At 57.8% G+C, this 13559-nt stretch carries 15 protein-coding genes; 1 reads left to right on the top strand and 14 read right to left on the bottom strand.

Going from position 1 to position 13559, the window contains the following annotated elements:
* Positions 1-2: 2 nt before the first annotated feature.
* On the top strand, positions 3-1289 hold the full coding sequence (locus tag MLE42_RS08645) for a transcription antitermination factor NusB (protein ID WP_243287466.1): 1287 nt from the start codon (positions 3-5) through the stop codon (positions 1287-1289).
* 28 nt (positions 1290-1317) lie between these two features.
* Here the strand turns inward: MLE42_RS08645 and MLE42_RS08650 are convergent, their stop codons facing one another.
* The 14 genes from MLE42_RS08650 to MLE42_RS08705 form a co-directional block, all read right to left on the bottom strand.
* A complete protein-coding gene (locus tag MLE42_RS08650; protein WP_243287467.1) occupies positions 1318-1533 on the bottom strand; it encodes a hypothetical protein in 216 nt (71 codons plus the stop codon).
* Positions 1530-2144 (bottom strand): metal-dependent hydrolase, encoded by a 615-nt coding sequence (locus tag MLE42_RS08655; RefSeq protein ID WP_243287468.1) that lies wholly within the window; start codon positions 2142-2144, stop codon positions 1530-1532. Before MLE42_RS08655 ends, MLE42_RS08650 begins: the two co-directional genes overlap by 4 nt.
* A gap of 71 nt (positions 2145-2215) precedes the next feature.
* On the bottom strand, positions 2216-2494 hold the full coding sequence (locus tag MLE42_RS08660; RefSeq protein WP_243287469.1) for a hypothetical protein: 279 nt from the start codon (positions 2492-2494) through the stop codon (positions 2216-2218).
* 575 nt (positions 2495-3069) lie between these two features.
* A complete protein-coding gene (locus tag MLE42_RS08665) occupies positions 3070-3414 on the bottom strand; it encodes a cupin domain-containing protein (protein ID WP_243287470.1) in 345 nt (114 codons plus the stop codon).
* 135 nt (positions 3415-3549) lie between these two features.
* Positions 3550-3996 carry an SRPBCC family protein gene (locus MLE42_RS16370; RefSeq protein ID WP_420843080.1) on the bottom strand — a complete coding sequence of 149 codons (447 nt, stop codon included), beginning with the start codon at positions 3994-3996 and terminating at the stop codon, positions 3550-3552.
* Positions 3997-4142: 146 nt separating this feature from the next.
* Positions 4143-4514: a cupin domain-containing protein gene (locus tag MLE42_RS08670; protein WP_243287471.1), complete on the bottom strand. Its 372-nt coding sequence runs from the start codon at positions 4512-4514 to the stop codon at positions 4143-4145.
* A 1200-nt stretch (positions 4515-5714) separates the two neighbouring features.
* A complete protein-coding gene (locus tag MLE42_RS08675) occupies positions 5715-5999 on the bottom strand; it encodes a hypothetical protein (protein WP_243287472.1) in 285 nt (94 codons plus the stop codon).
* A gap of 230 nt (positions 6000-6229) precedes the next feature.
* The gene (locus MLE42_RS08680; RefSeq protein ID WP_243287473.1) at positions 6230-6664 is read right to left on the bottom strand and encodes a WapI family immunity protein; all 435 of its coding nucleotides are present in this window, start codon (positions 6662-6664) and stop codon (positions 6230-6232) included.
* 124 nt (positions 6665-6788) lie between these two features.
* Positions 6789-7211, bottom strand: a complete 423-nt coding sequence (locus MLE42_RS08685; protein ID WP_243287474.1) for a GNAT family N-acetyltransferase — start codon at positions 7209-7211, stop codon at positions 6789-6791.
* A 417-nt stretch (positions 7212-7628) separates the two neighbouring features.
* On the bottom strand, positions 7629-8117 hold the full coding sequence (locus tag MLE42_RS16375) for an SF0329 family protein (RefSeq protein ID WP_420843081.1): 489 nt from the start codon (positions 8115-8117) through the stop codon (positions 7629-7631).
* A 165-nt stretch (positions 8118-8282) separates the two neighbouring features.
* The gene (locus tag MLE42_RS08690) at positions 8283-8624 is read right to left on the bottom strand and encodes a YciI family protein (RefSeq protein ID WP_243287475.1); all 342 of its coding nucleotides are present in this window, start codon (positions 8622-8624) and stop codon (positions 8283-8285) included.
* A gap of 2070 nt (positions 8625-10694) precedes the next feature.
* Positions 10695-11183: a hypothetical protein gene (locus MLE42_RS08695; RefSeq protein ID WP_243287476.1), complete on the bottom strand. Its 489-nt coding sequence runs from the start codon at positions 11181-11183 to the stop codon at positions 10695-10697.
* Between the two features lie 205 nt (positions 11184-11388).
* Entirely contained in the window at positions 11389-12243 is an 855-nt protein-coding gene (locus tag MLE42_RS08700) for a hypothetical protein (protein WP_243287477.1), read from the bottom strand.
* A 1053-nt stretch (positions 12244-13296) separates the two neighbouring features.
* On the bottom strand, positions 13297-13559 hold a 263-nt coding region (locus MLE42_RS08705; RefSeq protein ID WP_243287478.1), incomplete at its 5' end, for a hypothetical protein.

A 13559-nucleotide genomic window follows, 5' to 3' on the forward strand; every position in this document is an offset into this window, starting at 1 on the left:
CCATGCCCACGCCCGCCCGCCTTCACGTCGCCCACGCCCTCCACGAAGTCTTCGGGGAAAAGGGCCGGGTGCCGGACATCTGGGACCGGGACCTGGGTGAGGATGCGCATCTGGCCCAGGCCCTGCTCGGCCTCTGTCTGCGCCGCTGGGGCCGCCTTCAGGCCTGGGTGAAGCCCCGACTGAAGGATCCCGCCCGGGGCGTGCCCCTGGGCACCCAAGTGGCCCTCGCCATGGGCCTCGCGCAGCTGGCCTGGCTGCCCGGCGTCAGCGATCACGCGGCGGTGAACGAATCCGTGGCGCTGGCGGGGGATCGCGACCTGGGCTTCCATCCCCACAAGGGCCTGGTGAACGCCCTGCTGCGCCGGGCCGCGAAGGACCGCGCCGCCTTGGCCGCGGAACTGGACGCCCTGCCCTCCGCCCTGGACCGGCCCCCCGCCGCGGAGCGCGCCCTGAAGGCCGCCCTGGCGCCGCACGGGGCCCTGGACCAGGTCGAGGCCCTGTGGTCCCGCCTCCAGCAGCCCCCCCGCCCCGCCTTCCGCCTCGTGCGGGGCGAGCTCCCCGCAGGATTGGCGCCGGACCCCGAATGGCCGGGCTGCCTGCGGCTGGAGGAGGGGGCCCCCTTCCCGCGGCCCTGGCTGGAATCCGGGGCGGGCATGGTGCAGGACCGGAGCTCCCAGGCCCTGCTGGCCTATGGCTGGGATCGCCCCGTGACGCGGATCCTGGACGCCTGCGCCGCTCCCGGCGGCAAGACCACCACCCTGGCCCTGCGCCACCCCGGGGCGGAGCTCACGGCCCTGGAGGTGCATCCCCGGCGCGCGGCCCGGCTGCGGCAGACCCTCCAGCAGCGGGGTGTGGCGGCCCAGGTGATCCAGGCGGATGCGGCGGAGTGGCTGGAGACCAGCGACGCCACCTTCGACCTCATCCTGCTCGATGCCCCCTGCTCGGGCAGCGGCACCCTCCAGAAGCACCCCGAGTGGCCCTGGCTGGCCCACGACGACCTGCCCCGCCTCACCGGGATCCAGCGTCGCCTCCTGGCGGCCGCGGCCGGGCGTCTGGCCCCGGGCGGGCTGCTGATCCATGCCGTCTGCTCCTGGCTGCCCGAGGAGGGCATCGCCCACCGGGATTGGCTGGCGGAGGCCCGCCCCGACCTTCGCCCGGCGGAGGTCTGGCCGGCGGCCCTGGGTGCGGCCGATGGGACGGATCGCGAGGCCACGGCCTTGTTCCGCCCCCATCCCCTCCGCTGGGAGGGTGAGGGTTTCCAGGCCTTCGCCGTCCTGCGCCCCAGCTAGGCAGGCGGTCTCCGCGATCGAAGACCGCCTACCGGCGGGCCTTCGGGAGCAGCGACCGCAGCACCCAGCCGAGGTACGAGAACACGTTCCCGCGGCGACGATCCCGCCGCCTCGGGTCGGGCGGAAGAACCGGGAGGTCCTCCTGGCGCCGGTCGGAACGCCGCCGCTCCTCCCGCCGGACCGAATGGATCGCGAAGGCGAAGAAGAGAACCACGGCGATGGCGGTGTAGGCGAAGACCTTCATGGGTTCCCCCGGGGCTGGTCGGGTGGCGAGGGCAGGCTTGGCCGGGTGGGGTCGAGGCGGGGCCCGACCGGGAGAAGGCGCCCCCGGCGCAGGGTCCAGAGCCCGAGCGCCAAGGCGGTGGAAGGGAGCCAGACCCACAGGGCCTCGGAAAGCAGGACCGTCTGGCCTCGCAGGGAGAGGAGCTTCGAAAGGCTGAGGGGCGACACCCGGATCACCTGGAGCGGCCAAAAGAAGCGCTGCTCCGTGAAGGGCCAGAGCAGGGCGATGCCCCGGCCGCCCGTGGTGAAGGCATCCAGGAGACCGTGCGAGGCCATGGAGAGGAAGAGGAACCCGAAGGCCGCCGGGAGCGGCGACCTGGCCTTGCGGAGCGCCTTGCGAAGGGCCCAGGCGCCCCCCAGGGCCACCACCGCCGCCAAGCCCAGGGAGTGGCTGAACCCCCGGTGGCCCAAGGCCGCCGAGTAGGGAATCCCCAGGCGGAAGGCGATCACATCCAGGTCCGGGAGCGCCGAGGCGACGATCCCGGCGATCAGCAGGGGCCTGGGGACGGCCTTCGGGCCGAATCCCACGCCCAGGGCCAGGGGAACCGCCGGATGGGAGAGGATGGTCGGCATCGGAAAGGCCTAGCGGCGCAGGCCGGCCGGCCCCGGGGTGGGCCTGGGGGAACAGGGAGTCGGGCCGGGCTTCACCTGATGGAATACCAGGGGGAGGTCCCGGCGCCATCCGGATTGCCCTGGTCGGGGTACAGCTTGCCCTTCTCGATCTTGAACCAGGGCGCAGTTCCGGCCCCATCAGGGTGTCCGATGTCGGGATACACCTTGTCGCCGCGAACGGAGAACCAGGGTTTCGTTCCCGCGCCCTCGGGGTGGCCGACATCGGGATAGAGTTTTCCGTCCCGCAGGGAGAAATAGGGCGAGGGGTTCATCCCGTAGGGATGACCCATATCAGGAAACAGCCTTTCCATGTCGGGCCTCCAGATGGTGTGGCCTTACGATGGGAGGTAATCGGGCCGTCCGCAACCACTCGATGGGTGGGACGGGGAATCGGGTCGCATCAAGCGACCAGAAAATCGGCTTAATGCGGCCCCAGAGGGAGGCGAGCCGGGAAGGCGGAACGAAGCAGGAGGGCGCGAGTCAAGGCGGCCGGGGCCCGGGCTGGGCCAAGGGTCAGGCCACGGGGATGGCGGTCATTGGCTTTGAGCCGTGAGCGCGCTAACGGCATGAATATCGAGGTACTCAAGCACGTCCTGGCCTTCGGGAAAAGCGCGAAACAATCCGGGGCACTTCATACCGGCTGAAACCGTGGTCCCATCGTCGAATCGGACCGCACCGAAGCCGTGGTTGGGAGCGGGAAGACGCGGGGCCGGTGTCCATCGTTCACGGGCTCGGAAGCCAGCGGTGGCTGGATCACAAGTCGATGCGTTTTGAGGTGATCCGAGAACCGTGTTTCGTCGGGAAACCTGGTCGCGCCGGCACCGGGACACCACATGGAGCCGAGCGCCAGGGTTCGCCCCAATCGTGTCCGAGGTCGCGCCCAATCTCAGGCTTGCTGGACGATATCGACCGAGATCTCCACCGCCTGAACCGTTCCCCTGTTCTCCAGCCAGTGTGTCGTGTTCCGATCCTCGGGCCAGCCCACGCCCGGCCTGTAGTCCGTCGCGACGCCATTCCGATGGTCGGTGATCGTCCCCTGCAGGATGTAGACGATGCCGGGCCTGTCCTTATGGTCGTGAATCGGCCCGAAGACCCCTCCCGGCTCGATGGTCACCATGCGCATTCGAAGCTGACGCCCCGCCATGCCCTCGATCTCGGGGCCAAGATCAACCGTGGCAAGCAGCTTCACCGTAACGCCCTTCGTCTCCGGTGCCGCCTGTTCGTCGTCCATCGTGTCCTCCTTCCTGTCATTTCAAGGCCTGGCGAATGAAGGTAACCGAACACGCCTGTACCGAGGCGATGAACGGACCCGAGGACGCGAGAAGATGAGAGAGCCGAAGGCCATGCAGACGGGGGCCGAGTTGAGCTAAAGGTTAGGTCTCGCCATGGCCGCAGATTCAGCCAACGCTTTGAGAGAGGCGGCTTCAGTGGCGATGTATTTGCGTGTGATAGGACCTGCAAGCCAACCGAGGATCACTCCGAGAGGGCCTGAGAACCGGAATTGAAGCGCCACTTCTGACTCCCCGGGTCCGACGCCACGAACTGTGTGATTGCCCCAAAGCCGCATACCCGGGGTTGTCGATTCCCAGATGAAACACCGGCCAGGCTCCAATTGGGTAACTTGCCAGATCACTGGGCGCAATTTGGGCTGAATGACCTTGAATTTTGCGCCAAGCTGAAATGGTTGACCTTCAAGCGGCGAGACCCCAGTGACAGTCGGCAACCACGCTGGCCAAGCCAGGACGTCTGACAGGTGTCTCCAGACGTCACTTGCAGGAGCCTTTATGCGTTGCGTGACTTGGTACATCGGCATGCGAGACACCTAACGAGTGAAGCTACTGACCCATCTGCACCGAGGCGCTGTGCGGAGCCGAGGAAGCAGGTAGACGAGAAAGATCGGAAGGCAATGCAGGCGGGGCCGAGTTGAGCGGAGAGTTGGGCCGCAGCGACGTTGGGGCATCAGAGTGGTCGAAGTTGTTCCGCGATTGAGCGCGTTTTCTCGGTCACTACATCCCCGGTATGTAAAGTGGCTTTGCGCTCGAAGAGCATCAGGTAGCACTCTTCCTCAGCGATCGGGTTGTGGCGTACACCCTTTGGGACAACAAACAGCTCGCCTTCGCTCAGTTCGACCGAACGGTCCTCCATTTCGATACGCAGATGGCCTTGAAGAATATAGAACAATTCATCTTCGTTCTCATGGCTATGCCAGGCTAGCGAACCATGGACCTTGGCGACTTTTACGAACGAGTCATCAACTTCGCCAATCACACGAGGAGACCATGGCTCGGTAAGCGACAGGGCTACCGACTTCGGGGAGATGGGATTCGACACAGGGGCTCCTGCGGCCTAACGAATGAAGCTAACCGGACCCGCCTGCACCGAGGCGATGAGCGGAGCCGAGGAAGCGGGATGTTGAGAGAGCGCGAAAGGCAATGCAGGTTGGGTCCGGGTCGAGCTGAGGGTTAGGCGCCATGCACACGCAGGCGCTCTTGAATGAGGAGATCTTGGACGATTTTTATAGTTGTGATTTCGCGTTCCGTAAACCTTGGATTGATGACTCCAACCGTATAGTCGAAGCCGACGCGAAGGATTCTAACTGGAAGACCATCTGAACAAATCACACGTCCCCATCGATCATTGGCCATTTCACCGACTTCGCCAAGTATCGGGCCGTGGCCATCATTAAGGTTAAGATAGAAATCTGGCCAAGTACCCGAGATATCGAGGTGCTCTAGCGCTAGAAAGCGGAGTTTATGGTCAAGGATAAATAAGACCCCACCTGGTTCCATGCAGTCGCCATAAATCTGGACGATGTGATTGAACCAGATCCACCTAACAAGATTGATAAGGTCTTCGTGATGTTGGCTCGGCATAGAAGGTGGCGCCTAACGAATGTGGCTAACCGGCCACGCCTGAACCGAGGCGATGAACGGAGCCGAGGAATCGAGAAGTTGAGAGAGTGTGGAAGACAATGCAGGCGGGGTCCGAGTTGAGCGGAGGGTTAGGTGCTACATGGCAGCCTGTCTGAGTATCGTGTTCGCAGTCTGATTGATATCTGCAGGTAGGCCATCGGGTACATGATTTGTATTCCTATAGCTCTTGATTCGAAGCAGAACCTCTCTTTCACGGGATGCATACGAATCGTTTCTTGTGTAGGTTTTCCCGAGCTGTATTACATACCTATCAAGGTGCATTTCTAAATATTGGATTGCTAGTGGGTCTTGATTTGACCTGATGAACTTTAGGTTCTCTAAGGTATAAACCGCCTGTGAACTTGCATAAAGACGATGGGCAATCTCGATTTGGTGACGCCAGTAAATCGTGGCAACACCGCCCCCCGCCGCTAGGCCTAGGAGTCCCGTCAGGATCGCTACTGATGCTGGGTTCTTTGGTTTCATGGTGGCACCTAACGAATGTGGCTAACCGGCCACGCCTGCACCGAGACGCTGAACGGAGCCGAGGAAGCGAGAAGTTGAGAGAGAGCGAAAGGCAATGCAGGCGGGGTCCGAGTTGAGCGGAGGGTTAGGGCGATCAATCGTAATCATGGGCTGTATCACACCATTGAACACCATCTTGGATTGAACTCTTGCAACGCGCCTCATGCATAACCCCGTCTTCCCGGGAGTAAATGACGCGGTACTGGCGTTTATCATTCCTTAAAAGGAACCAACCAGAAGCAAATGGCGTCCAAATGACTTGAACATTCACCCAGCCTTTGTCCTTGGCTGCTTCCTGAATGGAATTCTTGTCAAAAAAATGTAGGCCGACACGAATACCGAGACAGACAAGGAAAATGATGGCGGTGGATAGGTACATGGATTCCTGGAGTCGCTAAAGATGTTTCAGAGCCCTAACGAATGAAGCTAACCGGCCCCGCCTGCACCGAGGCGCTATGCGGAGCCGAGGAAGCGAGATGAAGAGAAAGAGCGGAAGGCAATGCAGGCGGGGTCCGAGTTGAGCGAGAGGTTAGGCTGTGACATACCTTGGATTGAGAAGGGCTCGAACGGGACGGCCAGTTGGGTGGGCAGGCCAAATTAGACAAGAGATTAAGCTGGACGGGCTGGGAATTCGTTCAAGATTTCGTTCAGATCGTGAATTGCCAAGGGAAGATACGTTTGGTCGACCTGGAAAGCGAATTCTAGCTTATTTCCGATCCCAGCCTGGTCTAGAACACGGCCAGAGACTTCCACTCCGCCGCGACCATTACCAGTCATTGAAAACTCAATTTGACCTTCCATGGTTTCAAACTTGGCTTCACCACTGAGAGTTTTGTAAAGAGCAGAAAGCTGTTCTAAAAAGGAGGTAAAGTCTGTTGTGAAAAGTGAGAGCCCAAATTCCCCTGAAAATGAGCCGACCGAAATTTTGACTCTCGAAGTGAGCCAGTTGTCGTCGTAAAACTCTCCGGAAGCAGATCTCTCGTAGCCCAATACGGTGATGGAGAATTGTTCGCGTTCTTGATTGCCGATTGAGAGCGTCTTCACGGTGAAGCCTAACGAATGGGGCTAACCGGCCGCGCCTGCACCGAGACGATGAGCGGAGCCGAGGAAGCAGGGAGATGAAAGAGAGCGGAAGACAATGCAGGCGGGGTCCGAGTTGAGCTAGGGGTTAGGCGCCAGAGCAAAGTGATTTATGCAAAAAATGGCGTGTGTGCTGGCCACCAAACCCTGGCAAATGGCCGACCTCTTGATAACCAAGTTTTTGGTAGAAACCGAGGGCTTGAAAGCTGAACGTATCGAGACGTGCGTTTTTGCAGCCACGCTTAATTGCTTCTGATTCGGCCATTGCCATTAGCTTTGAGGCTAACCCGGTTTTGCGATGCTCGTCATGAACCCAGAGGAATAAGACTTCGAGGTACTGCCAGTTTGTCCGACCTGTTAGTCCGCCAATAATAATTCCATCACCATCACGGGCAAATACACACAGACTTCTTTGATCCCGTACGATAAATCGAGAGTTGTACGCATGAACCTGCGCAATGACGAAGGCTTCGTCTTGTTCCCTTGGTGTGTCTGTTAGCTCGATATTCATTGGGCGCCTAACGATCGAAGGTAACCGGCCCAACCGCAGCCGGCCCGTGAGAGGAGAACGGAAGTCCGAACCACCACGGGAGAGCGGAAGGCAGGTGCGGTTGGGTCCGAGTTGAGCGCAAGGTTAGGCCGAGCCCTCAGCTCTGCTGTGGCATAAACCGAGGCGATGGGAAAACCGAGCGGAGATTGGAAAGAGCGACCTGTGGCTTGCCACCATGAACGCACGCCCGCCAAGAAATCAGAAGCAGAACGGCTGAACAGGCGGATTTGCAGGCCGAATGGAAATCAGACAGGCCTGCTTCTCGAGGCCTAACGAATGAAGCTAACCGGACCCGCCTGCACCGAGGCGATGAGCGGAGCCGAGGAAGCAAAATAATGAGAGAGAGCGGAAGACAATGCAGGCGGGGTCCGAGTTGAGCTAAGGGTTAGACCGCGCCGGAAGGGCAATTCCTTCAGCTGCGGCGCGAATCTCGAGTAGATGACGAGGGAGTGAGTGCAAAGGTTCAAGTGCAAGGGATTGTATTCTGCGTTTGCCAAGGCGTTGATCTAGAACTGCGAGGGACATAACGAGGGGGTCTGAGTCAGATAGGGCCTGCTCGATAGATAGTTCATGAATGAACCGCCAGCAGCTTTGATAGGCGTCCTGGCGGCTCATTTCGCCGTACTCGACAAATTGCGCTTCGTGCTTCTTAGTTGAAGAGGCGGGCGTTTGCCTACCAGCCCTTTCATCAGCCAACTTCAAGTAGTGAGCGCGAGTGCAGAAGTTCGCGATGACATCGCCATCGAGAGTGATCCAGGCATGTCCACAGGAACAATTCCCGTAGGCAGTGCTATGGATGGAGACTCTCTTGCCGAGTGACTCAGCGAACCGGGATTCAATGAGGCTTCGTAATTTGGACCATTGCACGGGTAGGAGTCCCTGGAAGCGGGCTAACGAATGAAGCTAACCGGACCCGCCTGCACCGAGGCGATGAGCGGAGCCGAGGAAGCGAGAAGCTGAGAGAGAGCGGAAGACAATGCAGGCGGGGTCCGAGTTGAGCTAAGGGTTAGGCCGATATGTGCCCGTGCGCCGTTAGGACTGCGGGTCGAACCCGAAGACGCGTAGCTCTTGGTCACAGCGGCAAGCCTTGGCGATCCGTGCGGCCCAGGCGATGGCCTCCTCGCGAGAGGGCAGGTCGAGCACGGTGAACCCACCATCGAGCCTAGGCCCCCAGGGGTAGCCGCCCAAAGCGACCGAGCCATCGGCCGAAATGAGCACTGGCGCCACATCTTCATCGATGCCACCGCCGAAGATGTAAACGCCGGCGATCTTCGCCTCTTCTATCACGGCATGCGCATCGCGGCCTACCGCCTCCAACTCGCCGGTTGGAACGACCATCGCAGCACTGGGGAAGGAGATCAGGTATTTGGCCATGGTGCTCCGTGCCTGGATCGATGATGGCTTTGAAGATTGTGAGAGGCCTAACGAATGAAGCTAACCGGCCCCGCCTGCACCGAGGCGCTGAGCGGAGCCGAGTAAGCGAGAAGCTGAGAGAGAGCGGAAAACAATGCAGGCGGGGTCCGGGTTGAGCGAGAGGTTAGACGCCCAGCCGGCGGGTTCATTTCTTTGGCTCTCTGATGATGACTGGATCGCATTCGCCTGCTGTGTAGGCGGTTATTTCAACGAGTGAAGGGAGGACCATCTTAACTTCGTCAGGCAGTTTGGGATCGCATGGATTCTGGCGTACTACCGTGACTTTGAATGTGATCGTGAACTCCATCGGAGTATGGTCGGTGAACCTCCAGGATGAGAGTTGGGTTGGTAATTGGCGTTGAAGGATTGGCGGGCCTTCGGATTTTAGGAATTCCTTAATCTGATGACCATCGGTCTGAACCAGGAATTTAGCCGTACCACTGATGCCTGCAATCCGAGCTAGCGGAGGACAAGATGGGACTTTCATCTCAAGAACGACGGGAAGTGTCTTCGGGGACTCCGCCCCGAAGATAACCAGGGAGATCAGCAACACAAAGATGACTGGGCGAAGGGTTGAGGTGGTCATGGGGTTTTGGGTGGCGTCTAACGAATGAAGCTAAGCGGCCGCGCCTGCACCGAGGCGATGAACGGAGCCGGGATAGCGAGATGCTGAGAGAGAACGGAAGGCAATGCAGGCGGGGTCCGACTTGAGCGGAGGGTTAGGCGATTGTTCAATGCCGGTTTCCGAAAGTGAAGACCACGAAGACGAATCCGGACAGAAGAACTGGAAGGAAAAAAAAGAAAACTACGCCCCAATAAAGGACCGGATTTTCAGATCTGAGGATCACTCGATCAAAGAAAACAAGACGCTTCAATTTCAATAAAACGGTTACCCCAGTCCCAAAAATGAGGAAGGCGAGGCCACTAAAGTAGCGGGTACTCTCAATTTCTGAAAAGAGAAGGCCGAGAGTGGGAAGCATCGTAGGATCGCCTAACGAATGAAGCTAACCGGGCCACGCCTGCGCCGAGGCGCTGAGCGGAGCCGAGGAAGCGAGAAGTTGAGAGAGAGCGGAAGGCAATGCAGGCGGGGTCCGAGTTGAGCTAGGGGTTAGGCCGAAAGCGTCGGCCGAATTTGGGGTTTAATTTTCTGATTCAAGATTTATTGGGGCAATCCCGCGGTTGTTGGGTTCCATTGAAAATTGAGCTTGCCATGTGCCGCCCTCATCTTGATCAACAAGAATGAAGTTCCACATATTATTCGTTGGGTACAGTGTGAACCTGCCATTCCTGCCACTCAAAACCAGAGGCCATTTATTGATTGTGGACTTCACCTGGCTTGAACTTGAGTTGACCGAGTACTGAACCTGCCAGAGCCGCCCATTCTGAGTGTCAAGTTCAATGAAGGTCCAGACATTCTCCGTTTTGAATAATCGGAATCTCGGTTCCGGAGTTCCGGATGTTTGAATGGCCTGGCTCGGAGCTGGTAGTTCCTTCCTTGCTTGGGCCTGGAGGATTACTGGGGACAAGATTGAGAGCAGAAATACAGCACATCGCTTTGTCATCTCCTGCTCCTATGAGTGAGGCCTAACGATCGAAGGTAACCGGCCCAACCGCAGCCGGACGATGAGAGGGGAACGGAAATCCCAGCCACCACGGGAGAGCGGAAGGCAAGGGCGGTTGGGTCCGAGTTGAGCGCAAGGTTAGGCCGAGCCCTCAGCTTTGCTGTGGCATGAACCGATGCGATGGGAAAACCGAGCGGAGATTGGAAAGAGCGACATGGGGCTTGCCACCATGAACGCATGCCCGCTAAGAAATCGGAAGCAGAACGGCCGAACAGGCGGATTTGCAGGCCGAACGGAAAGCGGACAGGCCTGCGTCTCGAGGCCTAACGAATGAAGCTAACCGGCCACGCCTGCACCGAAGCGATGAGCGGAGCCGAGGAAGCGAGAAGTTGAGAGAGAGCGAAAGGCAATGCAGGCGGGGTCCGAGTTGAGCGGAAGGTTAGGCCTTTAGCGGGGCGCTGGAACTTGATCATTTTGAATAATCTTTATCTTCCATCTTGGAATTTATGTACTCCTGGGCTTGTTCGTAGGAATTCGTATAGGTTTTGAAGGTCAGGAACCGCTTCACGCCATCCTTGCTTTCAGTGAAGGCCAGGAGTTCTTTCGTCTGCCCGTCGTAGAGATAGGACGCCATGAATTTCCCGCTGAGGTCAGCACTTTGAACAGTGAGTTCAACGAAGCAGCGATTCGTCTTTGGATCGTAGTGAGAGACTTGACTCTGCGTTAGTGCGCGACCCACAAAGTTTTCATTCAAAAGCCTTACGCCGAACTCACCACATTCGGTGCGCAGGTGGAAGACTTCGGTTGCACTAGGTGGTCTTTGAGATTCTGGCGCCCCCTCCGATTTTGTCTTCTCTCCTTGTTTCTGGCCGAAGGGTAGGTGATCACAGCTGAAAAGCAACGGAACCATCAGGACTAGGCCGACCACGTGAGGGACAAATCTGCGAGATAAGCTCATGGATTTTCCTTTGTGGGTACCTAATGGGGTACTGCCCGGGTTCTAAAGGCCTAACGAGTGAAGCTAAGCGGCCGCGCCTGCGCCGAGGCGATGAGCGGAGCCGAGATAGCGAAATGATGAGAGAGAACGGAAGGCAATGCAGGCGGGGTCCGACTTGAGCGGAGGGTTAGGCAGAGTGGGATGAGCGATGGATTTTGCTGTGCCATTACTCTTGCCTTGGGGTCTCTAATTCGACGAACCAAGGCTCTGGATTGGTTAAGTAGAAATTTTTCTTTAGCTCAATAATCATGGGGGCAAAATGTGATGCTTTGTTCGCTGCGGCGGAAATCACTTCTCTATTTTGTATGGGAGCTTCATTAATAAGCGCAAACAGCGCATCCGGATATTCTTCAAGTTTAATTAGGTGTAAATTACTAAGTTTTTGTTGATATTCAGAAATAAGGCGGGATTCCTCAATGTACTTCATAAATTTTTCGTCATGAGGGTTTATGGGGCTCTTTGACTGATTCGCTTGGTGGAGATGGCGCAGTTCCTCGTTGCATGTGTTACATATGGGCGATGTAATAACACGGGCTAAATCAAAGCATGAGATCCTGGCCCAGGGCTTTAATGCCTCCTCAATCGTCGTATTCTCGGAACCAATTGAAAGGAGGATTCTCCGGACCTTCTGCGCAAGGGCGTATGCCTCACGGGTTGAGATTCCTGTTCCCCACCGCCCAACTTTACTTGTAATACTTACTAGAGATGCGCCTGTTACTTCTGCAAGATTTTTGAGCTGATTCAAAACTTCATCAGCTTGTTCGATCTTTTTATCTAATTTCTTGGTTTTAGCTTCAATTCCCAAACCCTTGAGAGATTCAAAGCGATCAATTGTCGCCGCGAGAAAAAGTAATAAGGCAATGGCTGTGAAGCTTGTCGACTTGGTGGCTTCACCTTTAATTGCAAATAGACAACCAACAAGAATATTAACGATTCCGGCTGCTAGGAGAATCCAATTGGTCATTGCAAACAGGCGATTCTGATCCTCTTTGCCACTGTTTTCTCTAGACTTGGGTTCCATGTCAAAGCCTCAAGTGGTGAGTGATTGGATCATACTCCGTTACAAACGATGCCTAACGAACAGAGCTAACCGGCCACGCCTGCACCGAGACGCTGAACGGAGCCGAGGAAGCGAGAATTTGAGAGAGAGCGGAAGGCAATGCAGGCGGGGTCCGAGTTGAGCGAGAGGTTAGGCACCCCACGAAACTGAAGCCCACCCGAGCTGCCGAGAGCCTGGATGAGAACGGACGAAGGGGATGCCGCCCAATCAAAGAAGCCGGTTGGAGCGGACGAGCCCAAAGGCAAAGAACTGAGGCGGATTGCGCCAAAGATGGAGCGAGTTGAGGAACGGCGGAGCCAGGATGCCACGGGAAGTCGCTGGATTCACCACCAGGCCCGCAGGAGAGCGGTGCTGGTGTGCAGCAGCGCAAGCCCGCCATTCAGGAGAAGCATGAGCCACCAGGCCACAGAGATTCACGACTGGCGAAGCCAGAGCGCTGAACCTGAAACCCGATTGAGAAGGACCAGACCCGGAAGACGAAGGGAAAGCGCCGAGTGTGCCTAACGGATGGAGCTAACCGGACCCGCCTGCACCGAGGCACTGAACGGAGCCGAGGAAGCGAGTAGCTGAGAGAGAGCGAAAGACAATGCAGGCGGGGTCCGAGTTGAGCTGAGGGTTAGGCGTGTGACGAAAAGATGAAATGTTTGAGTAAATAGATTATTGCCGGAAGCCAAAGGAAGAGAGAGATGAGGCAAAAGCCCAAACCCGCATAAATAGCTCCACTTCCACGATGGGTTACTAGTGGTGCGCCTCTGTTAGGCCTTAGACGGATCTCTCGTTTGATAATTGCCTTCATACCGACTACGAACAAAGTAATTCCAACCGCGCAACCGAGAAGCGCAAATCCAGGTGTAGGTGGGCTGGTGCTTGGAGTGTAGAGCATGACGCCTAACGAATGAAGCTAACCGGGCCCCGCCTGCACCGAGATGCTGAGCGGAGCCGAGGAAGCGAGATGTTGAGAGAGAGCGAAAGGCAATGCAGGCGGGGTCCAGGTTGAGCGGAAGGTTAGGCCGATCACCGGAATAGAGCGGCTTTGATGATGTAGAGCAGGAAACCAGCGAACCCGACCAAAAGCCAGAAACGAGCAGAGAAAAGAAACGGGCGTTCGTGGTGCTGGAAGGTTGTATGGCGACTACCTGGTTGGCCCAATGCCGGACCACCAAGAATGCTCATCCACGAGGGTGTGCCAATCGTTGGTGGAGGCTGAGTCGAATCGTCTCTCAGGGTGACGAGCTTCTCCTCTTGAACCAAGGTGCTCTTCCGATTCATCGCCTCAG

The sequence above is a fragment of the Geothrix terrae genome (assembly GCF_022808775.1).
Classification (GTDB): Bacteria; Acidobacteriota; Holophagae; order Holophagales; family Holophagaceae; genus Geothrix; species Geothrix terrae.